This window comes from Fulvivirga sediminis, assembly GCF_016757215.1.
In the GTDB taxonomy this organism is placed as follows: Bacteria; Bacteroidota; Bacteroidia; order Cytophagales; family Cyclobacteriaceae; genus Fulvivirga; species Fulvivirga sediminis.
Genome location: NZ_JAESIY010000012.1, coordinates 1 through 23,910, shown reverse-complemented (window position 1 = coordinate 23,910; position 23,910 = coordinate 1). Strand labels below are relative to the sequence as shown.

The window sequence follows — 23,910 nt, the reverse complement described above, 5'->3', positions numbered from 1 at the left end:
TGATTTTCAGGCATTTAAAATAATGGTATTCTCATTGAACATCTTGTTTTTAAGTTGAAATGATTAAAAACTATTAACCAGCAGAAAATGATAAAAAATTACTTTAAGCTAACGGTAAGAAACTTAATGAAGAACAGGGTTTCTTCTATAATTAATCTTCTGGGACTTACCGTAGGAATCAGTACTTGTATCATTATATTTCTGTTCATTAATAATGAGTTGAGTTTTGATGATTTTAACACACAGGCAGATAGAATTTATCGTGTAGTGACGAAAGGACAGAATGCTTCGGGAGTGGAGTATGAAGGCTCTGTACCTTCACCTATGGCAGCGGTTCTAATGAATGACCTGCCTGACCTCAAACATGTAACCCAAATTTATCAGCCGAGTAGTTATCAAGTGTCATTTAACGAAGATAAATGGACACAAGCTGATATAGCTTTTGCAGACTCAGCTTTTTTTAATGTGTTTGATTATGAGTTGATAGCCACTAGTAAAAAGCATCTTTTGCGTAGTAAGGGAGAGGTTATTTTAACGGAGTCTTTGGCAAATGATCATTTTGATGGTAAAAATGCTTTAGGTAAAATTTTTAAACTGAATCAAAAAGAAGATGTGCAGGTGGTGGGCATTATGAAGGATTTGCCTGTCAATTCTCACCTTCAATTTAAAATGTTGGTATCATATCCCACATTGTCGGAAGATTTTGTTGGACTTGATATTTTTAGCTGGGACTTCAATGGAGGTATATATAATTATGTAGTGCTGCCGGAAAATGGATCAGAGCGGTATTTTAATGATGGGCTATTAGCTGTGAGGGATAAATATAAACCAGTTGCTGAGAACAGTGAGACCCTTTATTATTTACAGCCTTTGAAGGATATCCACTTTAACCAGACTTTTGCCAAAGATAATTTCACCTATACTATGGATAGTACTTATGTTTGGGTGCTAGGGTTCATCGGAGTTTTTATCTTAGTCATAGCTTGTGTTAATTTTATTAATCTGTCCACAGCTTTAGCTATAAAGAGAGCCAAAGAGGTGGGTATGAGAAAAGTGCTTGGAGCTAGTAAGAGTCAGCTTGCCCTGCAGTACTTATCAGAGGCTTTTTTAATTACCCTTACCAGTGCCTTGTTATCATTGGGTATTGTAGAAAGGGTGATGCCTTTCGTTAATCATTATATGAGTGTATCACTGAGTATCAGTGCGGTAACTCAGTTTGAATTTATAGTTTTCTACATTCTTTTAGTGCTTGCCGTTACCTTGTTATCGGGACTTTACCCATCTATCATATTAGCGTCATACCAGCCGGCTAAAGCGTTGAAAACCAAAATTACAGATGTAAATACTACATCTCTGTTTTTGAGAAAGGGGCTGGTGGGTTTTCAATTTGTGGTTTCTCAAGTGCTGATAATTGCTACTCTGGTTATAGCCAGCCAAATGGACTATTTTCATAGCAAGCCACTGGGATTTAAACAGGATGAGATTGTCATACTTTCTTTGCCCACCAGAGATGAGGGAAGACTAGAAACTTTTAAAAATGAATTATTGAAAAGTAATATGGTGAACAGTGTGTCCTTTGCTTTGGGAGCCCCTACCTCAAGTAATAATTTAGGGTCTAACTTTCGGGCAGAGGGAGATGAGTCAAATATGAATGCTCAGATAAAGGCGGTAGATATAGATTATAAAACTACCTATGGCCTGGAGATGGCCGCAGGAAACTGGTTTACTCATATTCAAAAAGGAGAAGAAGGGTATGAGTTAATTGTAAATGAGAGTATGACTAGGAAGATAGGATTTTCCTCTCCTAATGATGCTATTGGTGAGAATATACAGTTTGGAATAAATGGGATTGATGCTCCTATAGTTGGAGTGGTTGAGGATTTTCATATGGCTTCATTAGAGGCAAGAATAGAGCCCTTAATTATGTGTCAGTTTCCTCCTTTTTATTTTGAAGGAGGTGTGAGAGTAGGTGCTGGTAATTTAGCTGGTGCTATGGCTCATATCGAGAAAAGTTGGGCCTCAGTGTTTCCAGAGTATGTTTATGACTATGAGTTTTTGGATGAGGTGGTCAGTAAAAATTATGATTCAGAACAAACCATATTTAACTTATTTAAAATACTGGCCGGTATCGCCATAGCCATAGGTTGTCTTGGCCTTATTGGTTTAGTTTCATTTTTAGTAACACAAAAATCTAAAGAGGTAGGTGTAAGAAAGGTGCTAGGGGCTTCTGTATCTAGTATATTTTTACTGTTCGGCAAAGGATATATGATCTTGTTATTGATAGCCTTCCTCATTGCAGCTCCCATTACCTGGTGGGCAATGGACGGATGGCTTTCATCGTTTGCCTATAAAATCGAATTATCCCCACTATATTTTCTAGTAGGTATCTTAATTAATGGCTTGATAGCTGTGCTAACAGTAGGATTTCAGTCCATCAAAGCTGCTATGGCTAACCCTGTAGATTCTTTGAAGGATGATTAGTAAGGTGTGACTTAATTATTAATAAGTGTTGTGATGTTGATAAAGTAATCGATGAAAATTCAATTATTGATAAAGTATAAGATCCTAATTCTTAGCTTGTTTGTATTTTGATAAGTATTCATATGTTTTTAAAGGTAAGTTGAAAGATTTATATAAAACATGAAAATAATTATTTTGTCTTCATGTAAAAAAATATAAAATTGCGATCAATTTTACTAGATAACTTAAAAACATATGATGAAGAGATTTTTTATGTTATTCACCTTAGCCATTTTGGTATGGGGTTGTAATGACGATGAGGACTATGATGTAGTTCTTAATTCCAGCGGTAATTTACTGGTTAAGTTAGTCGATGGAGAAGGTGCACCGGTTGCAGATGGTCAGCTAATGTTGCATTTACCAGCATCAACTGAAAGCTTATTGGAAGTTTTAGAGCCTGATGAAGCGGGTAATGTTGATTTGGGAACCCTTCGATCAGGTGAGTATTTAATTGATTGGTATGTTAATCATAATGGTCTATTATACACTCCAGGAACTTATCTTGGAGTGCAGGTATTGGCCGGAGAAGCAGTTGAAAAACAAATTAATATTGAAAGTGATATTCATTTAGGGACATTAGAAATTACAATAATTAACGCTGATACTGATGAGCTGGTAAATGGAGCTCAGTTGTTAATAGTTCAGAATGCATTTGGGTTTGATTCAGATATGCCCTTTGAAGATATTATGGATAGAGGCATGCAATACACTACTGACGGAGAGGGACACGTTTCTTTAAAGTTACCAACTGCTAAGAGCTTCTATATCTATTATTTAGATGGAGAAAGTAATAATTACCTAGGGAGACAAAATGTTTCACCTGGAGATGTGAGAGAAGTTGAGTATGAAATAACAGTTAACTGAATTAATCAATGAGGAAATTATATATACTTTTATTTGTAAGTGTTTTTATGTTTGGGTGTAAAGACGATAATGAAGTAAAAGTTACAATTAAAGATAGTGCTAATCTGACTTTAACATTAACGCAAAAGGGGACTCCTTTGTCTGGAATTTATTTTAAAGTTATTTCGAAGGCAAATGATCTTATCATTAAAGAAGGTATTACTGATGAAAAAGGTGTCATCGATTTTGAGCAGCTAAAGGAAGGAGATTACTGGGTTTCAGCTGAGACTTATTTAGAAGAAGAGCGGCTGAAGTATGAATTCAAAAGAATAGTTCAAGTAATTGCTGATCAAAATAAAGATCTAGTTTGGGATACCGAAGATTTTACCGTGAATATGGAATTCTACACACTTAATAGTGATGAAAATGCTTCTGTTCCTAATCAGAAAATATTGATTTATCAGAATAATGAAGTCAATGAATTGATTTATGATTTTCCTGAAAAGCTAGAGCAAGGAATAACAGTTACTACAGATGAAAATGGTAGAGCTAATATAGATTTGCCTGAAAGTGTTTATTTCTCAGTTTATTGGTATGAGAACGAAGAGAATTATATTAAAATATCGGGAAATGAACAATTAATAACAGGTGAAGATGAATATTTAAGTATCGACTTATACTAATAGAATCTGGTGATAAAAAACAAAAGGCTACTTGAAAAAGTAGCCTTTTGTTTTTTATATTAACTTTTATTATTTCTAATGCACTCATTTGTCATGCTTTTGATGCAGTAATTATCTGTAAATACTGTTTAGAACAAGAAAATTGATGTGGCATTTCTATTAGCATTTTATCTTAATATTAACCGCTGTTAACTTTATTAATTTGTCTGCGATCCGAGCTATCCAGAGGATACAAGAAGTAGCACTTACCAACCCTGTTCACAGCTTGAAAGAAGATTAAAAGTGTATCAATTTTAATACAGTCGGTTGTCATGTATCTGATACATCTTACAGGCAAAATGTGGTCAATTTACATATTAAAGGGGATGGCATTTCTTTTGGCAAGTAATAAGTAATTAAAATTAACTTCACTTACATAGCATGATTAAAAATTACTTCAAAATAGCGATTAGGAATTTCTTGAGGAATAAGTTTTATGCTGGACTGAATATACTTGGGTTATCCGTAGGCGTGGCAGTGGCTCTGCTTATTAGTGTTTACTTATTGCATGAGTTAAGTTATGATAATTTTCATGTAAATGGAAGTGAGATATACCGCGTAAATCAAACTAATATCTGGGACCCGGAGGGGGGCTGGATGAGCCGTACACCGCCGCCAGTGGCTGATGCTATGTCGGCAGAGTTCCCGGAAGTAGAAGCCACCCTAAGGATAAATACACCGAATGCTGCCATTGTTAATATAGAGCATGGAGGTGCCTATAATTCCTTCAGGGAAACTAGCATATTGGCTGTTGATTCTAATTTCTTCGATTTTTTTGGTTTCAAACTTCAGGAAGGTAGCCCTGATAAAGCTTTGAGTCAGATGAATGCCGTGGTGCTTTCAGAAGAAGCGGCACGCAGATTTTTTGGAGATGACTCTGCCTTAGGTAAAACCATATTGCTAGGTGATGACAAAACACCTGTGGAGGTAACAGGGGTAGCAGAAAAGCAGCCTACTAATGCCCATATTCACTTCGATTTACTGTTATCTATGCCCACCAATCCTCATGTGAAGCGTTTTGAATGGAGCTGGATTTGGACGCAAATGTACACTTACGTCAGGTTGAAAGATGGCGTAGAAAAGGTAGAAGAAGGCATGCATGGACTGGCTCACAAATATGCCTTAGATGCATTTAAAAGGTTAGGGATATCTATGGCAGATTTTGAAAGCCAGAAAGGTAAACTGGATTTTGAATTGCAACCAGTAGAAGATATTCATCTTAATGCGTCAGTAGGAGGTAATCTGGAGCAGGTTAGTGACATGACTTACATCTATATATTTGGAACAGTAGCGATATTCATTATGCTGTTGGCTGGTATCAATTTTGTTAATTTAACCACTGCCAGAGCTGCTAATAGAGCTAAAGAGATAGGTGTGAAGAAGGTTTTGGGTTCAGGCAGGCCGCACCTTATACGTCAGTTTCTATTGGAATCTGTTATGCTGAGTTCGATAGCTACGCTCATAGGGCTGGGCTTTGCTGAGTTGCTAAGATTTTCTATGGTAGATTACTTAGATCTAAATTTAAGTACCGGTATTATGTCTGATGCTCGCATTTTGGGTGCAGTGGTGGTATTGCCATTATTATTAGGCGTATTAGCGGGCTTATATCCAGCATTTTATCTCACCTCTTTTCAACCTGCCAGGGTTTTGAAGGGAAACGTAGCCAGTGGAGCTAAAAGCGCCGGTTTAAGAAATGTTTTGGTGGTATTTCAGTTTAGCATAGCCATTATTTTGGTAGCAAGTACTTTCGTGATTTATAAGCAACTTAAATACTGTGAGACTACAGATTTGGGCATGAATAAAGATCATGTGTTAGTAGTGAAAGAGGTAGATAAGCTGCACGATCAAATGAATGCCTTTAAGCAAGAGATGAATAAGGTTTCAGGAGTTCATGCCGCAGCATTAGGCAGTGTTATGGGAGGGAATACTTCAAACGCCCTTGAGGATCTTTTCTACAGAGAAGGTCAGTCAGAGAAAAAAATATCATTAGCTACAGTGAAAGGCGATGAAGATTATGTGCCTTTGCTGGATATGCAACTGCTGGCAGGGAGAAATTTTGTAAAATCTAACCCTTCGGATAAGTCAGCCATAATCATTAATGAACGTGCTATGAAGGCTTTTGGCTGGAGCTTAGATAATGTACTTGGGCAGAAAGTTGAGTACTTTGAGTCTGTGGAATTTCATGTTATAGGAGTGGTGTCTGACTTTAATATGATTTCTGTGAAATTTCAAATTCCGCCTTTAGCCATATTTCATACGGAAGCCAACCTGTTCAATGACAATAGGCTGTTGGCCGTAAAATATGACCCACAAAGGCTGCAGGAGGTGATAGCTTCATTAGAGACTAATTGGAAATTGCTTTCCGAATCGGTTCCGCTTGATTATGTCTTTTTAGATGAAAGCTTTGCGGAACAGTACCAAAACGATCAAAAGCTAGGCTCATTATTTAGTGTTTTTGCTACTCTGGCATTATTGATAGCCTGTTTAGGGCTTTTCGGGTTGGCTTCTTTTATGGCAGCTCAGAGAAATAAGGAAATAGGAGTTAGAAAAGTATTGGGTGCCTCCGTAGCACAAATAGTGATTTTGCTCAATAGCAACTTCTCTAAGCTTATTATAATCTCTCTTTTTATTTCTATACCAGTAGTGTGGTGGTTGATGAGTAAGTGGTTAGAGCAGTTTGTGATCAGAATAGATATTGGCTGGGAAATATATGCTATCTCCGGATTTTGTGCCATATCTATCGCCTGGCTTACGGTAAGTTACCAGTCTATTAAAGCAGCCGTGGTAGACCCTGTCAAGAGCCTTAAAGAAGAGTGATTTATCATTCTAATTATACCTGTTAAATGAAAAATTCATTAAATCTAGCGCTTACACTTTTATCAATATTCTAGACCATTTCACCTAATTAACCACCTAATCATGTTTAAAAATATTATACGCATTGCCATCAGAAGCTTGCTTCGGAATAAAAGCCATAGCATTATCAATGTGTTAGGCTTAGCTGTAGGTATTAGTGCTTCATTAGTTATTTTTCTGATTGTGCATTTTAACCTAAGCTTTGATAACCACCATGCTGACAAGGATAGCATTTATCGGTTAGTTACTGAAGAAAAAGTGGGAGATGAGGTAAGTAAAGAAGTTGGTATTCCCTTTCCATTGAGGCTGACTTTTGAAGAGGATTTTCCTGAGGTGGAAGAGTTTACTATGGTAGATAATAATCAGGTTTCTGGTGTGATAAACGTTATGCAGGGCGGACAGCAGGTAAAGTATAAGGAGGAAGCTAGCAAGCAGGCGTTTGTTAATAATGATTATTTTAAAATTTTCAATTATCAGTTTCTTTTGGGTGATCCGGAAACCGCTTTAAAGGACAATTACTGTGTGGTGCTGTCTCGTAATTTGGCAGATAAGTATTTTGGAAGTTATACCGAGGCTATTGGTAATGTAGTTAACATAGAAAACTACTTTGATCTTAAAGTCACTGGGATTATTGAAAACCCACCGATAAATACGGATTTACCTTTTGAAATGCTCATGTCTTTTGAGATCGGCAAAGAAATAAGGATTTGGGATGACAATTGGGGCGGTACCTCCAGTTCTACGCAAGCTTATGTCAAACTGAAACCAGGAGTCGATGCCTCAGCATTTTCTGATAAAATTGCTGATTATATTTCCAATCATGATAAAGACAATCCGAAGAAAAGCCAGTTAGGCTTGCAGCCATTGGCCGATGTTCACTTTAATAAAAGCTATTTTAATTTTATTGGGAGAACCATTACTTATAAGAGTATATACACGCTGAGTATTATTGGTGCCATGTTACTATTGGCTTCATGTATTAATTTCGTGAATTTAAACACCGCCATGGCTATTAAGAGGTTGAGAGAGGTGGGTGTTCGTAAGGTATTAGGCAGCAGTCGCGGCGCTTTGTTCTTTCAATTTCTATTTGAAACCATGGCTATCACTGGCTTGGCCTTGCTAATTTCTTTGGGTGTAGTAGAGCTATTGTTTTTTAATATTTCTGCTTTAATTGGTTATGAAGTTCCTTCTTTGGTATATACGCCCTCTGTTTTTACAGTGCTGTTGCTATTTCTGATTTTGGTAACACTTTTAGCTGGCACTTATCCTGCTATGGTGCTATCAGGTTACTCCCCTGTATTAGCACTTAAACCTAACCTCAGTAGTAAGGCGGGCAGTTTGTCTTTTAGAAAGGTATTAATTGTAGTACAATTATTTATTTCTCAGGCTTTAATTATGGCAGTCATAGTAATATCTGGGCAGGTAGATCATTTTTTAAACACTCCAATGGGCATTAATACAGAAGCAATACTAGAGTTTAGTATTCCAGATGCTGAGCAAATGAAATATGAAAGCTTTAAGGCTTCTCTTTCTGAGGTACCAGGAGTTGAGCAGGTGGCCTTCTCTAATACGGGCGCAGCTTCAGAAAATACCTGGGGAGGAGTAGCTAATCTTAATGATGAGAATTTAGCGGTGCAGGTTAAAATTATAGATGACAGCTATCTTGATATTTATGATATAACGCTTTTAGCAGGTAGAAATATCAATATGACAGATTCAGTAAGGAATTATATAGTGTCACGCCTTACGGCAGAACAGCTAGGCTTTCAAGATCCAAGGGATATTTTGGGTAGAGAATTGAGCGTGTGGGGCACGCTAGGTCCAGTGATTGGAGTGGTGGAAGATTTTAGTGCTATGCCGTTGCAGTATGAGCAGCAGCCATTGGCTATGTGGAGGCAAAAGGTGTCATTTAATCAGGGTAGTGTTAAGGTGAATTATTCTAATCTGGAGGCCGCCTTGGCGGGAGTAAAAGAACTGTGGCAAGAGCAGTTTCCTGATTATGTCTACTCATACCAATTTCTGGATAATAAAATCGAAAGTTTTTACAAAAGCGAAAAGCAATTGGCTAGCACTTTTACGGCCTTTGCAGTGGTGGCCTTATTCATAGGCAGTATAGGCTTATTAGGTATGATGTCTTATATGGTGAACACAAGGATGAAAGAAATAGGGATTCGTAAAGTGCTGGGAGCCGGGGTAAAGCAGATAGTCTTTTTACTGTCAGGAAATTTCATATTACTGGTGTTGCTTGCATTTGTTCTTGCAGCCCCAGTATCGTACTACTTTTTGAATAATTGGTTAAGTGATTTTACAAGCAGAATTACTCTGGGTATGGGGTATTTTGTGCTAACGCTGGCAGTATGTCTTATTATTACTCAGCTTACCATTTTAGTTCATGCGCTAAAGGCGGCCTTTTACAACCCTATAGATATTTTGAAAAACGAATAACAACAATCGTAAAACTCAAATAACAACTTCAATGATCAAAAATTATATTAAAACCGCATTTCGCAATCTCTCGCGAAATAAGCTGTACACTGTGGTGAATGTGCTGGGGCTGTCGCTGGGTATTGCCTGTAGTGTAGTGCTCTTAATGTTAGCTCAGTATTCTAATACGTTTGATGATTTTCAGGTTAACAAAGATAGAATTTACCGATTAGTCAACTCTTCTGATGGAGCAGGAGGAGAACGGGACTATACTCCGGGAGTACCAGGGCCATTGCCCGATGCTATTAAAGAAGATTTCTCAGAATTTGAGAAAGTGGTTTTTGTGAGAAATGTATACGGCACTAAGCTGTTTACTATAAATCCTGATTCTGATAAGCCTAATTATTTTGAACTGAGGGATGAGCGTTTGGCTTTTACGCAACAGGGCTATTTGGATGTATTTACGGTAGATTGGAAGCAGGGAGATATAGCATCTGCACTAGAAGGACCTAATAGAATCGTCCTTTCAGAAGCGGTAGCCAAAAAGTTTTTTCCTGATGGAGATGCCTTGGGTGAAACCATTATTTATAACAAGAATTCACAGTTAAAAATTACTGGCATAATAGCTGATCCATCGCCTCATAGTGATATGCCTTTTGAGATTTTTATATCTTATGCTACTATTGAGAAACAGGTATTGGAGAGAGGATGGGGTAGCGTAGATAGTGATGATCAGTGCTACATTTTACTGGCTGAAAATGATAATCCGGATAGGTATCGTGCTCGCTTGGATGAGTTTGTCATCAAAAATTTCGGTGAAGATAATGGTGACGAGCGTTATGACCTTCAGCCCATGTCTGACCTTCATTTTAATGATAATTATAGCAACTATATATATTCTACTACCAATAAAAATGAGATACTGGTCATGGTCTTTATTGCTATATTTCTACTGCTAACTGCTTGTATTAATTTTGTTAACCTATCTACAGCAGTGGCCGTTCGCAGGTCGCGCGAAGTAGGGGTGAGAAAGGTGCTGGGAGGTACCAGAATGCAATTGGTACTTCAGTTTTTAGCCGAATCACTGGCCGTAGTGTTAATGGCGGTGATGATAGGGCTTGGTCTCTCTGAGCTTATGATATTGTACGTAAATCCATTCATGCAGGTAGCGTTAGATATTCCATGGGGAGAGCCTTTGTTTATAGTTCAGGTGCTGGCAGGTTCGCTGCTTATCACCTTGTTGGCAGGTTTTTACCCTGCTTTGGTACTTTCTAATTTTAAGCCTGCTTTAGCGCTGAAAAATCTGATTACCACCAAACACAGTGGAGCCTTTTCTTTAAGGCAAGGACTGGTAGTTTTTCAGTTTTTTATCTCTCAGGTATTTATAGTGGGTACCATAGTCATCATTAGCCAAATGAACTTGCTCAATAGCGTGGATCTTGGCTTTACTACAGAAGCTCTGGTAAATATCAGAATACCTGAAAGAGACCCTGATAAGAAAAAAGTATTGAAGGCTGAGTTGGAGAGATTAGCCAACATAGAGCAAGCGAGCTTGGTCTATACTAATCCAAGTTCTTCTTCAGTGTCAGTAAGTGACTTTCATATAGCTGATAATGCCGAGGATTATTATTCATCTATTAAATATGGAGATGATGATTATCTTGATATTTACAAAATCAATCTCTTATCGGGTAGAAATGTGCACCCATCTGATACCTTAAATGAAGTGTTAATCACTAAAAATCTGCTCGAATATATAGGTTACAAAGGTAAAGAGGAGGAGGTTTTAGGAACTATGATTAAAGTGCATGGTATACACGTGCCTATTGTGGGGGTGATTGATGATTTTAATTCTCAGTCCCTACATGATAAAGTTACTCCCGTCATATTTATGAGTTCAATTAATAGTTACAGGCAGCTTACGGTTAAGGTGAACCTTTCTAGTTTTAGTAGCACCAATGAGCAGGTAAAAGCCATATGGCAAAAGCTATATCCTGAGTTTGATTATAATTATAAATTTGTTGATGATTACATTGCAGGCTTCTACGAAGAGGAGCAGAAAATGGCTAAGATCTTTAGTTTCTTCTCAGGGGTAGCCATATTTATAGGTTGCTTAGGGCTGTTTGCTTTAGCTTCTTTTATGATTAACCAAAAGGTCAAAGAGATTGGTGTTCGTAAAGTATTAGGTGCTTCAGTGGCTAATATTGTGGGTATCTTTTCCTGGTCATTTTTCAAACTGATAGCTATATCTTTTTTGCTCTCGGCTCCTGTAGCTTGGTATGTGATGGATTCCTGGCTGGAAAATTTTAATTACAGAGTGGAAATAGGTCCATTATTTTTTATTGGTGCTTTTTTAGTGACCCTTTTTATTGCGGTAATTACTGTAGGTTATAAATCATTTAAAGCGGCAGTGGTTAATCCTGTTAATAGTCTTAAAGATGAATAGATTGATCTAAAATCAATAATATTCAAAAGCTCTAAGTGTCAACACTTAGAGCTTTTTTTTAGTACTAAGTGACTGTACTATAAATATTTTCCCCTAAGAGGTAGGGAGATTAGAGTACCTTACCAAACGAATTTCAAATTCTTGTCGTTCTATCATCTAAATACTCTCTATTGGCTTTAATTAGTCGTTCTTCTGGTTGAATTTCTGATTTTCATTTATCAGGGCAAACCCTTAAAGAAAGCGGCACTCAGATGATCATCTTTGTACTAGATATTATTACTAATTATGGCTAAAAACACTCGATTTCCTATTCTATGCATCATTTTTTTCATGGGGCTCAACCTATTGTGTTGCTCTCAGGGTTATGGTCAGCAGGATATCTATTGGGAGAAGAAATTCAATCCTGCTGATAGGTCATTTTTAAAATACCGTGGAATAGGAGTTTCGTTTGGTGTTAAAAGTATCACTTTTGATAGTAAAATCGACCAGTTGCATAGTTACCAGACCATGCAGGAAGGTGGAAAGGGCTCATTGGTTATTGGTAATGATTTTGATCAAATAAGTTTTAACGTGGCCGGCTGGTATTATTCTTCTAGTCAAAAAACTATAGACTTATTTGAATTTGGAATTACAAATCACCTTTATTTTTTAAGAGCGTTTGGGATAAAGCCGCAAGGCATTGCTCCATATGTAATCTCTGGTGTGAGAAGGCAGAGATACAAATTTTATGGTGCATATGTTGATGAAGATGATAGGGGAGATAAAGGGCAACAAAGAGGCCCTGAGTCTTACTTGGGGGGCATGCAGAGCACGAGCTTATCTCTTGGCCTTGGTGTAGAATATCAGCTGCAATCAGAGCTGGAGTTCATACATTTTTTTGCCGAGGCAGCGGGTGATTTGAGTTTTATGTCATCGGTAGATGGTAAAGCATTTATCGGAACTAAAACAGGCCACCTTTATTCCTTTAATCTGGGAGTACGCTTTGGATTGAAAAAAACAAATTTTAGATACCTAAGATAGAAATGATGAAAATAGCTTTATGTGGAGTATTGTGCCTGTGTTTTTTTACGGCTTGCGAAGTGCAGATTGACAACCCTTTAGAGATTGTTTCAGGAGAATATCATACGATAAAAGAAGGAAGCCATAGTTCAAACCCTATTCCTGAAAAATTTGAAGATAATGAATTGAGTTTTACTGCTCTCTTTGACAGTTCTGCAGTATATAGTAGTGTAGACGAAGCCAATCAGGCAGATATCAATAAGTTGATGGGATTCTCTGATTGTGGAGCTCACCATCATGAGAATAGTGCCAGGTTTGGGTGGCGATGGTTTGATGATGAACTGCAAGTTTTTGCTTACTGTTATGCGGGTGGTGTGAGAAGCTATGAGTTTATTACCTCGGTGGAATTGAATGAAACGAATGAATACAAAATCACCGCTGCTAATGATAAATATTTTTTCACTGTAAATGGAAAACATGAAGTGGAAATGGAAAGGGGAGGAAACTGCACTGAATCGTCTAATTATCTTCTTTTTCCATATTTTGGAGGTGATGAGACGGCCCCTCATGATATCACTGTTAGGATCATCAAATAAGAAAATGTTAAATAAAATTAAAAATTATTGAGAGATAGTTTGTGTTTTTAATTCTGAGTTTTATATTTGCACCACCTTAAACAATAGGGGCAGGCAAAAAGGTTAAAAGTAGCCTAGATGCTTTAAAAACGCCCTTTTTAAGATAATGGTTCCGTAGCTCAACTGGATAGAGCAACTGCCTTCTAAGCAGTAGGTTCGGGGTTCGAGTCCCTGCGGGATCACAAAATAGCAAAGCCTTCAAAGTCATTGATTTTGAAGGCTTTTTTGATTCTGCTATCTAATGAATATAGACATTTTACTTTTGAAGAATTGATTTATAAGTTTTAAATGCCAATAGCCATATTAGAAAACTTTTGAGTCTCAATTTTTTCCTCCCAAACGGTGCCCCAGATACATATTGGGAAAAATTCCAATGATTGAAAGAATCCAAAATAGCGTTGGACTCTTTGTACTATACCATAGCCAAATAATGATTAGGGTGATAAAGGCACAGCCCCAAATTATATTCTGGATGTTCTTACTTATAAAAGCGATGACCAACCCGCCTAAAAAACAACTAAAAAGGTTAGCACTTAATTTTAAAAGAAGTAAATACCACTCGTGAATGTTCAGATCGGTTCTGCCAAATAATTCAGTGGATTCCGGATATATTTGACTTTCTAGCAATGCGAAGGCAATGGAAAGGAAAACAATTGTAAAAAATCCACTTGCTATTGCTAAACTATTTTTCCAATTCATATTCAAATGTATTTTATTAGGCCCACAGGAGAGTTATAAACACAAGCATCGCCACTATCTATTCTTGTTTTTCTATTGAATCGAATTATCTTGCTACTTTCATTTTCTACAGCTCTTAAATACTCTTTTGAAAAAAGTATATAAGATTGATTCTTCACGTAGTGGTACTTCAACAATCTATGAGATTCTACCACTGTAGCTCCATATAGTTTTTTAAATTTCCCTATCACGTATTCAGAAAAGGTACCATAGTGCACAATAAATTTTAAAGAAAGAGCGATCTTCGTTTTTAATTGCTGATGTAGGTCTTCCAGACATTTACTAAACGCCTCTTTCATCTTAATAGCCTGTTGTATGATGCTCGAGATATCTGATGGATTACCGTACTTATAAAATAAGACAGCATCTCCCTCTATTTCCGAGATTTCAAATGCCATTATATTGTTGTCAATAATAGTGTTTAATAGTTGCTCGGTGATATAACCTCCTACATGTAAGCTGTGACTCAATACAAAATCTGTAAATCCACTAAAATCCGGAATTAGAATCACTCCTTTTTGTTCTGTCTTTTCCATTTTATAACCCTTTTTTACCTTCTAGCCAAAAACCTTTCACAAAGGGCTTTCCTTTGTGGTTATGTTCTTTGAATACTTTTCTGAAGTTTTGTAGGGAGTTTATATTTCCTGTAAGTACTATATTGGCATTTTTCCAATCACCATTTTTGAATATGGGTAACTCCCTGATTTTTTCTTTGTTTCGGAATACCTCATGCTTTGAAAACACCGTGTAATTGTCCAGCCCAAGGATCTTCGGAACAGATATGTTTTCTTCGTTCAGTTCGATGTAAAATTGATATTGATGTTTGTTTTGCTGTAATACTGGTAAAAAGGCTAACATTAAGCTTAATGAGGTTTCATCCCCAAAAATTAGTTGCTTCTTTATTTCAGGATCATATTGTTTTGGACCGAACGGAATGGCCATTTTAACGACATCTCCAGGTTTAAGCTGTTTCATAAAATTACTGCCGGGGGCATTGCCGTGTATATGAGCTATTACTTCTAAGATGCCTTCTTCACAATTTCCATAAGAAACCGTATAGTGTCTTGTATCTTTTGCATTTATACGAAATGAAATAGAGTATCCGATTTCAAAACGGAGTGTTTTAAAATCTCCCTGAAAACGTATTTTTTTAAGTTGTGGGGTAATAGTGGTTGTGCCTACTACTTCTACCGTTCTCATCATAGAAGAAGCCAGTGTTTCAAAGGCATCGTTTACCCATTTTGGTGCTGTTGGCATCGCTTTAATTTTTTGAGGTTACTAAATTGTTGATGGCTGCTGTTTGGCGGTTTTTTCCTTTTAATTTTAGAGCCAGCTTATCGAAAGCGGCATAAACTACCGGTACCACAATGAGGGTGAGCAGCAGTGAACTGATAAGTCCGCCAATGATTACCCAGGCCAATCCATTGTTGAGTTCTGCACCAGCACCACTAGCCAGTGCAATAGGGATCATCCCAATCACCATTGCGATGGTCGTCATTAGAATAGGGCGTAAGCGGGCGTGATAGGCATTCACCAGGGCCGTAAAAGTATCTTGCCCTTCTGCCTTCTGATGATTGGTGAAATCGACTAGAAGAATGGCATTTTTTGCCACTAATCCAATAAGCATAATAATTCCCAAAATGGTAAATATGTTCAGTGCATTGTTGGTCAGTGCCAAGGCCCAAAGTGCGCCAATAAAAGAAAGCGGAATGGAAAATAGCACTACCAATGGGTAGAGATAACTGTCATATAGAACCACCAGAATAAGATAGACCAGTATAATAGCGGCTAATAATGCAATGAGTAAAGTTCCGAAGCTATCCGACTGGTTTTCCATATCGCCACCCCAGATATAACTGACGCCATTGTCTCGCGGAATCTTGGCAAAAGCTTCTTCCCAATCGGCAGCAATATCGCCGGAAGGTCTTCCTGCCGCTTGTGCAGAAATAGTCACTGCGGCACTTTTGTCCCGACGTTCCAGAAAACTAGGTCCGGTACCTTCAGTAATAGTCGAAAATTGGGAGAGTTGTACCCGTTTGCCTTCAGCATTCACAAAAGAAATATCGCGCACATCCTGAATAGACAACCGATGCCCTGCATTATATTTAATGTTGATGTCATACTCATAAGCCCCGGCGCGGAATTTCCCATCGGTGTTGCCGTTAAAAGCGGTTTGCATAGCCATTCCCACATCCTGCAATCCAATCCCTAAAGCCGCCATTTTGTCCCGGTCTATGGAAACCTGCACTTCAGGATTCCCTTTTTCTGCACTGCTTTTTATTTGGGTAGCTCCCGGAACTTTGGCTAAAGAATCCAGGGCTTTTTTAGAAAATTCCAGGGCATCTGCATAATTGGGAGCAGTAATGGTCAAGGATATCGGGGCGTCATCAGCGCCTCCTACAATACTTACCGTAGCGGTTTTAATTTTCACCCCAACCAGGGCTTGTTGTAATTCCCGTTTCACTTGGGCGGCAAATACGGTGGTTTTATCATTCCGCTCAGCTTTATCGACTAAGGCTACCGTAATTTCAGATTTAAAAGGAGTTTCCTGAGTGCCGACAGTGCCGTCACTACTTTGCCCCACAGTAGTGACTAAGCGGTTAACTTCAGGATGTTGACTCAGTATTTTTTCCGCTTTTTGAGTGGCCAGATTCGTAGTTTCCAAAGAAGCATCTTTGTTGAGTTCCAGTTGTACCACAAACTGTCCGCGATCTACCGGAGGAAGAAATTCACCACCAATAAAGCCCGTTACCAAAAGCGAACACGAACCTATAAATAATACCATCACAATCAGGGTGGTTTTTCCTTTGTGAATCAGCGACCATTTTAATAAACCACTTACCAAATGGGTGAATTTATCCAGTCCTTTTTCAAAGCCTAAAATGATTCTTTCAAAGAAATTTTTACCTGTGATTTTTCCTAGTTTGCCGAATCGGGAAGAAAGCCAGGGAACAATGGTGAAGGAAGAAAGCAAAGAAAATAAGGTCGCCAGGATAACAGTAACACAAAATTGGGCAATTAAATCGGAAACCAACCCCGTACTCATCGCGATAGGGAGAAATACCACCACAATAACCAGCGTAATTGCTGAAACGGTAAACCCGATTTCTATCATCCCGTCATAAGCGGCCTGCACGCGGTTTTTCCCCATTTCCATATGGCGGTAAATGTTTTCTAATACTACAATGGCATCATCTACCAAAATACCCACCACCAGCGAAAGGCCTAATAAACTCATTAGGTTGAGCGTATATCCCAAGAGGTACATCCCGATAAACGTAGCGATAAGCGATGCGGGAATAGAAACCATTACAATAAAAGCATTACGTATGGTATGCAGGAAAAACAGCATTACCACGGCGACCAATACCACCGCTAATATCAAATCGTGCATTACCGCATCGGAGGCTTGCAAGGTAAATTCACTGCTATCATCTACAACGGGCAATTTCACCTGATTGCCGGCATACTGCGTCTCCATTTCTTGTAAACTGCGGTGAATGGCTTCGCTCACTTCTACAGCATTGGCGTCCGATTGCTTCATTACCTGCATTATAATGGCATCTTTGCCATTTACCCGGGCAATTTTATTTACCTCTTTTTGGGTATCCCTTACTTCAGCGATGTCGCGTACCCGTACCTGAATTCCATCGGTGGAACTCACCACCAAATTGCGTAGCTCCTCCACATTTTCATACTTACCCGATAAACGGATGAGCACTCGATTATGTCGGGTCTTTAAATTTCCGGTAGGATAATCAATATTGGAGCTCAAAATAATGCTGACCACCTGGGGCAAGGTCAGATTGAAACCTTTTACTTTTTCAGGATCAATATTCACCTGTATTTCCCTTTCAGAACCACCAATCACAGTGACCTGGCCTACGCCTTTGGTGCTGGAAAGCACCGGTTTTATTTTTTTATCCAGTAAATCGTAGAATGCTGTTTCTTCCATATTGGCAGTAGCACCAATTGTGATAATGGGCAAATCGCTAAGCGAAAATTTACTAAGCGAAGGCGGATCTACATCTTCTGGTAAGTCTTTTTCAATCGCATTTATTTTACGCTGCGCATCATTCAAAGATTCATTCTCATCGGCATCCGAAGTCAGGGTTAAACTTACGGTGGAAAGCCCTTCAAAAGATTTCGATTCTATTTTTTTTACATTTTCCACCGAGGAAATAGCATCTTCGATTTTCTTGGTCACCGAATTTTCCACTTCACTGGAAGAAGCTCCGGGATATGGAGTGGAAATAGTAATTAAATTGAGGCTGAATTTTGGTAACAATTCATAGCCTAACCTACTGTAGCTATAAAGTCCGCCTAAAATAAGAATGGTGAAAAGAACCACTACAATTGTGGGACGTTTGATAGGTATTGCTGCTAATTTCATATCTTTTTTATTGAATAATTTGTATAGCAGATTGATCTTCTAAATTGATCTGTCCGCTGGTCACGACCACATCCCCAAGCCGTAAACCGTCAAGAATTTCTACCTGATTATTGAAGTTTTTTCCTGTTCGTACTTTTTGTAATTGAACTTTGTTATCCTTTACTACAAAAACCTCACTTTCGCCCAAACCTTCCGTAAAGGCATTGCGGGAAATAGCGCTGATCGGTTGTAATTCTTCGGAAGAGAAATTAAAAATGGCCGTGGCGTACATTCCGGCTTTTAAAGGATAATTTTGGCTGTTTTGTAAGGTGATTTCTACCGGAAAATTAAGGGAACCATCTGCTTTTGCGGCCACAAAAGATACGCGGCCGGTAAATGTGGTATCGGGGTAAACGTTTAATTGAATCTGCGCTTGCTGCCCTGACTGAATATTAGAAACCTGTAGTTCCGGGACGCTTACTAGAAGTTTTAAAGTAGTGATATCTACAATTTCAAAAAGAGAAGTACCTGTATTTACAACAGCTCCCGTTTCTATGAATTTTTTATTGATTACACCGTTTATCGAAGCCTTAATGCGGGTATCCTCCATATCCAAATTGGCATTTTCTAAGCTTGATTTCGCGTTGTCCAACTGCAATTGCATTTGTTCTAATTGCTCTTGGGTTACTCCGCCTGTCTTGTATGCCCGTTGGTAACGTTCATAATTCTCTAAGGCATTCTGGTAGTTGGCATTGGCATTCTGATAGGATACCTTGGCCTGATCTTTTTTGAGATAAGCGAGGGTTTGTCCTTTGCGCACCTGGTCGCCTTCTTTGACCATAATTTTTAAAATAGTGCCTGAAGTTTCGGGGGTGACTATCAGTTCCTGTTCCGGTTTAAACGTTCCGTTACTCCTGTAGGTGAGTTGTGGGTTGACGCGTTTTACCGTATCGACTTTAACGCTAATGGCATCGTTCTTTTGAGTAATCAAAGCGGTTTCCTGCTGGTTTTGTGCTTTGTTGGAAAGAAGGAGGTATATCGCCCCACCAAGGACTATGGCACCAATGAGTATGCTGTATATTATTTTTTTCATTTTCTGCTTATTTTAAGAGGGTTCGTAATTCGCCTTTTGATTTTAAATAGTCTAGTTGCGCCAGGCGATAATCGAGTACCGCCTTGTTATAAGTATTTTGAGCTTCAATCAGGGAAGTTTCCGCATCCAGGACATCGGTCAACGGAGCGAGCCCGTTCGTGTAGTTATTCTGAATATCTTCGACCACTTCTTTTGCCAGCACTACATTTTGCTGTTGATTTTCTATGGTAATCTCACTACTTCTGATTTGATTTTTTGCGTTTTCGAAATCGGCCCGAAGCGATAGTTCTTTATCTTCTATGTCCAGTTGAAGGGCTTCCACATCTAGTTGTGCCTGTCTTACCTTGGTGCGTGTTTTCAATCCCGAAAAAATGGGGATATGCAGGTTAAGGGTAATGCTGGAATAATCCGTCCAGTACACCTGCTGGGTTTCATCCTTTCCAATGGGAAAGGTATCGCCTAAACCCTGGTAATGATATTGAGCACTAAGACCAAGCGTAGGATAATTGGCCGCCTTGCTTTCCTGTACCGCATAGTTGCGTAACTCTTTCTCTTTCGTCAGCGATTGATAGGCGTTGAGTGAACTGACATCAAAAGTTTCTTTTTCAATTTGAGGTAGGAGGGGAGAGGACTCTTCTGTTAAAGTAATCATCATCTCCATAGGTAAGCCAGTTAAAAACTTGAGTGTGTTTTTACTGATTTGAATAGAATTCTGAAGTTCTTGTTGCTGCGCCTGAAGGTTAGCTACTTTTACCTGAATACGCTTGACATCTATTCCTTTCGCCAGTCCGTTTTCAAATTGACTTGTAATGATTTGCTGAATCTTTACGGTATTTTGATAGGTGGTATCTACCGCAGTCAGGTTGGCTTGTAAAATGAGGGTGTGGTAATAGTGTGAAGCTACTTTTTCGATTACATTTTCTTCGGTAAGTTGCTGATTGATCTGGTAAAACCCCCGGCTGGATTTTGCCGCTTTCAATCCGATAAAAACCGATTGATCAAATAATTTCTGAGTTAAATTAATTCCCCCATCGGCATTCCATTTTTGTCCTAACGGTGCCATTACTACGGTGCCGGGTTCTCCAAGAATTTCACCCGGTAAGGCAGTTTCCTGAAGAATCGGATTATTAATCAGGTTGCCATCCAATGCGACGGTAGGCAATATCTCAGCCTTTTTTTCCTGAATTTGATATTCGCTTTTAGAAATATCTAACTGTGCTTTTTTGGCTTCTGCCTTATGGCTGAGAGCATAGTTCAGCGCTTCTTTCAAAGATAACTCCTTTGATTCCTGAGCGCTTGCCAGCAGAAAGGTATTGAGAAGTATCCCTAGTAGGAGAAATAATTGTTTATATTGCTTCATTTATAAAACCGACTGTTCGGTATGTTTATGATTAAAAAAATATGTTAATATTTGCAATTTTAGTTTGGTAGATAGCTAATACCGACCGTCCGGTATGTTAATGACACCAAAAGTTTTATGGTTTTAAACTTTGATAAAGGCTATCCCATATGTTTTTAACTTCTTTAAAAAGTTCATCAGAACTACTGCTTATTACCATATGCATTGCAATGCCGTCACTGCTGTATACAAATTGCTTAGCTAAATTTTCTGAAGAAAGTGTAGTTTTAATTTCCTCGTTAGCCATTGCTTTTTTAATTACTTTTTCCCAAGCCTTCAATTCTTCATGAATTCTTCTATGTTGTTGTTCTCTAATTTCCGGCAACAGTCGAAGGGCATCAAATAATATATAATATAGATTATTAGGAAAATCACCCTCAAAAGTTTCCTGATACCAGCTCCGAAGTATGCTGTCACGCTTATGTTGAATATCCAAATTAGCTTCATAAAAAGACTTTAATGAATCGGAGGGTAGGGTTTCATAATCCAAATGAAGCATTTTGCTGAAATAAACTTCTATTACTTCTTTAAAAACCTCTTCTTTACTGCTGAAATAATGATAAAAAGCGCCTTTTGAAAAGCCTGAGTTTTTTACAATTTCTTTCATCGTGACCTCTTTAAAGCCTTTTTGCAAAAAAAGAAGCAGTGAGGTTTTTAGTATCTGTTCTTTAGAGTCTTTCATAAAACCGAACGTTTGGTATGTAAATGTAGGAAGATTTTTTTTATAGCCAACAAAAAGGTGAATTTTTTATGTTTGATAAATTTAAGCTGATCGCTATGCTGGTTAATAATCATAGCAAAGGTTGTTGTTATTAAGGAAGACTTCGTTTATATAGATCTTTTTTATTTCAGTTCATCATGCCTCCAAAAATATGGCTCCATCTCTAGCTGTGATGTTTTATAAAAATCACTATTTTCTTTCTACGATCAAGCCTAAGCATATAGATGTATTACGGAAAACACAGATTATATTAAAGAGATATGAGAAAACGGGATATCAAGAAGAAATTACATTTGAAGAGTTCTTTATTTGGTGTTATCATTTTATTTATACCAAGGCTACAGATGTAATGGGTGAGAGGAAAATGTTAGAGGCACCTGAAAAAGGGAATTTTGAATATATTGAGGAGGAATAGGTGGTTAGCATTAATATGATTACCACTGCTTAGGTTGTGGTGGTTCTTATAGCTGGTACTGACCATATTTCACTTGCCTGAAAAGAATATTAAGTGTATACTATTCGGCTAGTTAAGGCATACTGAAGAGATAAATTGTAGGTAATCAAATCGATTTTCGGAAAATGGCATTTGTTAAATAATATTTTTCCTTAACTTAATTTCATGATCACTGTGATAGGGGGTGTTTGTCTCCCTTATACGGATGTTGTGCATAATGCCAGAACAAAAATATGACACCAGAAAATTTCAAAAGTCATCAACTGTTTGAGAAAATCGAACAGTTATCGCAAAGGCTAAGCGAAGATGAGATTAAGGAGAAAATTGAACTCGACAAGTTATCCTTTTTCGAGTCTGTACATCAATATATAAGTGATAGAATCAAGTTAACCATACCTATTCTCGTTCAAGAGGCTGAAATGAACTCACTGAGTAGCGAAATTGAAGCAGGTCTCCAACAAATAAATGCATTTTTAGGCAACAGTAATGTTGGGCATCTTAACAACGCGACAAACAATTTCAATTCGGCTTTAAATAAAACGAGAAATTTTCCTTTACCATTTTCAAAAAATGATTTTAATTTCTCAAAAGTCATTGCAGATTTTCAGAAATCTGTTTCTGATAAATATGAACATCTTGAAAGTGAGAATGAAGAACTTTCGAATACGCTCCAAGAGTTTAAAACTGATCTGGAAAGTAAGGACAAGGAAATTGAAAGGCTTTTTAAGCTAGTTGAAGCAAAAGAATCAGAAATTCAAAACTTGAACTCAAACTTTCAAACGGAGTTCACAAATATTAAGACAAAAGCAACTCAAGAATACGAAACCGATAGAAAAACATTTAGAACTGAGATAGACACAGACAAACAGACGTTTAAAAAGGAGATTGAATCAATAAAAAAAGAGATTGATACAGACACAACTGAACTAATTGAGAAACTAGAAACGAAATTAGCTGAAGCAAAAAGTATCGTCAATGTTATAGGCAATGTGGGTGTGACGGGCAATTACCAAATAATCGCTAATGAACATAAAGATTCAGCAAATTTTTGGAGGTGGGTTGCTATTTTTTTTATGGCTGTGTTCTCGGGGCTTTTAGTATGGACTATTATTGACCTTAGTAGTAGTGGTTTTGATTGGACTAAATCCCTGATTCGACTAATTGCTGCGGCAGCATTATCTTATCCTGCCACATATGCAGCTAAAGAATCAAGTAAACACAGAAAACTTGAAACGATTAACAGAAGATCTGAATTAGAGCTTGCCTCAATAAATCCATTTATAGAAATCCTGGATGAGGATAAAAAACAGAATATTAAAGAAAAACTTGTTGAAAAATATTTTGGCAATAATCATTCAGACGGTGTGTCTGAAAGCAAAGAGGAAGAGGTTTCAATTGGCGGTTTTGAAAAGATATTGAAAGCAGTCGTACCCCTATTAAAAAAGTAACACTATGCACAACATGCGCTATGAATGAATGGGTTTTTATCGGTCAGGAAAGTTTGGCGGCACTTGGAAAGTCCGCCACAAGTTTTAAATTTAAATCAAGGCCGGGCCGCGTAGGCGTGGCTATGCGCGAGACGAGAGGTTAGTGTTATCTAATCCCCACTCATCATAGCTGGTCGTTGGTGTGCCACGAAGTGGTACAAATCCAATAGGTGAAAATCCTATCAGGGCAATTGTCTGTTC

At 37.9% G+C, this 23,910-nt stretch carries 17 protein-coding genes and 1 tRNA gene; 11 read left to right on the top strand and 7 right to left on the bottom strand.

Annotated features, from left to right (window positions below):
- The first annotated feature begins 87 nt into the window (after positions 1–87).
- The 9 genes from JL102_RS19305 (at position 88) to JL102_RS19265 (ending at position 13,627) form a co-directional block, all read left to right on the top strand.
- Positions 88–2,481 carry an ABC transporter permease gene (locus JL102_RS19305; protein WP_202246104.1) on the top strand — a complete coding sequence of 798 codons (2,394 nt, stop codon included), beginning with the start codon at positions 88–90 and terminating at the stop codon, positions 2,479–2,481.
- Between the two features lie 234 nt (positions 2,482–2,715).
- A complete protein-coding gene (locus JL102_RS19300) occupies positions 2,716–3,384 on the top strand; it encodes a hypothetical protein (RefSeq protein ID WP_202246103.1) in 669 nt (222 codons plus the stop codon).
- 8 nt (positions 3,385–3,392) lie between these two features.
- Positions 3,393–4,046 carry a SpaA isopeptide-forming pilin-related protein gene (locus JL102_RS19295; protein ID WP_202246102.1) on the top strand — a complete coding sequence of 218 codons (654 nt, stop codon included), beginning with the start codon at positions 3,393–3,395 and terminating at the stop codon, positions 4,044–4,046.
- A gap of 420 nt (positions 4,047–4,466) precedes the next feature.
- Positions 4,467–6,902, top strand: a complete 2,436-nt coding sequence (locus JL102_RS19290; RefSeq protein WP_202246101.1) for an ABC transporter permease — start codon at positions 4,467–4,469, stop codon at positions 6,900–6,902.
- A 102-nt stretch (positions 6,903–7,004) separates the two neighbouring features.
- Complete coding sequence (locus JL102_RS19285; RefSeq protein ID WP_202246100.1) at positions 7,005–9,386, top strand: ABC transporter permease; 2,382 nt, start codon at positions 7,005–7,007, stop codon at positions 9,384–9,386.
- A gap of 31 nt (positions 9,387–9,417) precedes the next feature.
- The gene (locus tag JL102_RS19280; protein ID WP_202246099.1) at positions 9,418–11,811 is read left to right on the top strand and encodes an ABC transporter permease; all 2,394 of its coding nucleotides are present in this window, start codon (positions 9,418–9,420) and stop codon (positions 11,809–11,811) included.
- 285 nt (positions 11,812–12,096) lie between these two features.
- Positions 12,097–12,831 carry a hypothetical protein gene (locus tag JL102_RS19275; protein WP_202246098.1) on the top strand — a complete coding sequence of 245 codons (735 nt, stop codon included), beginning with the start codon at positions 12,097–12,099 and terminating at the stop codon, positions 12,829–12,831.
- Positions 12,832–12,833: 2 nt separating this feature from the next.
- Positions 12,834–13,406 (top strand): hypothetical protein, encoded by a 573-nt coding sequence (locus JL102_RS19270; RefSeq protein WP_202246097.1) that lies wholly within the window; start codon positions 12,834–12,836, stop codon positions 13,404–13,406.
- Positions 13,407–13,553: 147 nt separating this feature from the next.
- A tRNA-Arg gene (locus JL102_RS19265) sits at positions 13,554–13,627 on the top strand.
- A gap of 139 nt (positions 13,628–13,766) precedes the next feature.
- Here JL102_RS19265 and JL102_RS19260 read toward each other — a convergent pair.
- The 7 genes from JL102_RS19260 to JL102_RS19230 form a co-directional block, all read right to left on the bottom strand.
- Entirely contained in the window at positions 13,767–14,144 is a 378-nt protein-coding gene (locus tag JL102_RS19260; RefSeq protein ID WP_202246096.1) for a hypothetical protein, read from the bottom strand.
- Positions 14,145–14,146: 2 nt separating this feature from the next.
- Positions 14,147–14,719, bottom strand: coding sequence for a DUF2652 domain-containing protein (locus JL102_RS19255; protein WP_202246095.1), 573 nt, complete (start codon positions 14,717–14,719; stop codon positions 14,147–14,149).
- A 1-nt stretch (position 14,720) separates the two neighbouring features.
- Positions 14,721–15,440, bottom strand: coding sequence for an FAD-binding oxidoreductase (locus JL102_RS19250; protein WP_202246094.1), 720 nt, complete (start codon positions 15,438–15,440; stop codon positions 14,721–14,723).
- 4 nt (positions 15,441–15,444) lie between these two features.
- The gene (locus JL102_RS19245; protein ID WP_202246093.1) at positions 15,445–18,576 is read right to left on the bottom strand and encodes an efflux RND transporter permease subunit; all 3,132 of its coding nucleotides are present in this window, start codon (positions 18,574–18,576) and stop codon (positions 15,445–15,447) included.
- Between the two features lie 7 nt (positions 18,577–18,583).
- Positions 18,584–19,648, bottom strand: a complete 1,065-nt coding sequence (locus tag JL102_RS19240) for an efflux RND transporter periplasmic adaptor subunit (RefSeq protein WP_202246092.1) — start codon at positions 19,646–19,648, stop codon at positions 18,584–18,586.
- Between the two features lie 7 nt (positions 19,649–19,655).
- A complete protein-coding gene (locus JL102_RS19235; protein ID WP_202246091.1) occupies positions 19,656–21,008 on the bottom strand; it encodes a TolC family protein in 1,353 nt (450 codons plus the stop codon).
- Positions 21,009–21,123: 115 nt separating this feature from the next.
- Complete coding sequence (locus JL102_RS19230) at positions 21,124–21,729, bottom strand: TetR/AcrR family transcriptional regulator (protein WP_202246090.1); 606 nt, start codon at positions 21,727–21,729, stop codon at positions 21,124–21,126.
- A 190-nt stretch (positions 21,730–21,919) separates the two neighbouring features.
- Between JL102_RS19230 and JL102_RS19225 the strand changes: the two genes are divergently transcribed.
- Together JL102_RS19225 and JL102_RS19220 are read left to right on the top strand one after the other, a co-directional pair.
- Positions 21,920–22,183: a hypothetical protein gene (locus JL102_RS19225; RefSeq protein WP_202246089.1), complete on the top strand. Its 264-nt coding sequence runs from the start codon at positions 21,920–21,922 to the stop codon at positions 22,181–22,183.
- 272 nt (positions 22,184–22,455) lie between these two features.
- The gene (locus JL102_RS19220) at positions 22,456–23,670 is read left to right on the top strand and encodes a hypothetical protein (protein ID WP_202246088.1); all 1,215 of its coding nucleotides are present in this window, start codon (positions 22,456–22,458) and stop codon (positions 23,668–23,670) included.
- Positions 23,671–23,910: the final 240 nt, after the last annotated feature.

Excerpts from the sequence above, each read along its gene's own strand:
- JL102_RS19295 (WP_202246102.1), top strand. The coding sequence starts at position 3,393 with ATGAGGAAATTATATATACTTTTATTTGTAAGTGTTTTTATGTTTGGG.
- JL102_RS19245 (WP_202246093.1), bottom strand. The coding sequence starts at position 18,576 with ATGAAATTAGCAGCAATACCTATCAAACGTCCCACAATTGTAGTGGTT.
- JL102_RS19275 (WP_202246098.1), top strand. The coding sequence starts at position 12,097 with ATGGCTAAAAACACTCGATTTCCTATTCTATGCATCATTTTTTTCATG.
- JL102_RS19305 (WP_202246104.1), top strand. The coding sequence starts at position 88 with ATGATAAAAAATTACTTTAAGCTAACGGTAAGAAACTTAATGAAGAAC.
- JL102_RS19260 (WP_202246096.1), bottom strand. The coding sequence starts at position 14,144 with ATGAATTGGAAAAATAGTTTAGCAATAGCAAGTGGATTTTTTACAATT.
- JL102_RS19225 (WP_202246089.1), top strand. The coding sequence starts at position 21,920 with ATGGCTCCATCTCTAGCTGTGATGTTTTATAAAAATCACTATTTTCTT.
- JL102_RS19270 (WP_202246097.1), top strand. The coding sequence starts at position 12,834 with ATGATGAAAATAGCTTTATGTGGAGTATTGTGCCTGTGTTTTTTTACG.
- JL102_RS19250 (WP_202246094.1), bottom strand. The coding sequence starts at position 15,440 with ATGCCAACAGCACCAAAATGGGTAAACGATGCCTTTGAAACACTGGCT.
- JL102_RS19255 (WP_202246095.1), bottom strand. The coding sequence starts at position 14,719 with ATGGAAAAGACAGAACAAAAAGGAGTGATTCTAATTCCGGATTTTAGT.
- JL102_RS19290 (WP_202246101.1), top strand. The coding sequence starts at position 4,467 with ATGATTAAAAATTACTTCAAAATAGCGATTAGGAATTTCTTGAGGAAT.
- JL102_RS19220 (WP_202246088.1), top strand. The coding sequence starts at position 22,456 with ATGACACCAGAAAATTTCAAAAGTCATCAACTGTTTGAGAAAATCGAA.
- JL102_RS19230 (WP_202246090.1), bottom strand. The coding sequence starts at position 21,729 with ATGAAAGACTCTAAAGAACAGATACTAAAAACCTCACTGCTTCTTTTT.
- JL102_RS19285 (WP_202246100.1), top strand. The coding sequence starts at position 7,005 with ATGTTTAAAAATATTATACGCATTGCCATCAGAAGCTTGCTTCGGAAT.
- JL102_RS19300 (WP_202246103.1), top strand. The coding sequence starts at position 2,716 with ATGATGAAGAGATTTTTTATGTTATTCACCTTAGCCATTTTGGTATGG.
- JL102_RS19240 (WP_202246092.1), bottom strand. The coding sequence starts at position 19,648 with ATGAAAAAAATAATATACAGCATACTCATTGGTGCCATAGTCCTTGGT.
- JL102_RS19280 (WP_202246099.1), top strand. The coding sequence starts at position 9,418 with ATGATCAAAAATTATATTAAAACCGCATTTCGCAATCTCTCGCGAAAT.
- JL102_RS19235 (WP_202246091.1), bottom strand. The coding sequence starts at position 21,008 with ATGAAGCAATATAAACAATTATTTCTCCTACTAGGGATACTTCTCAAT.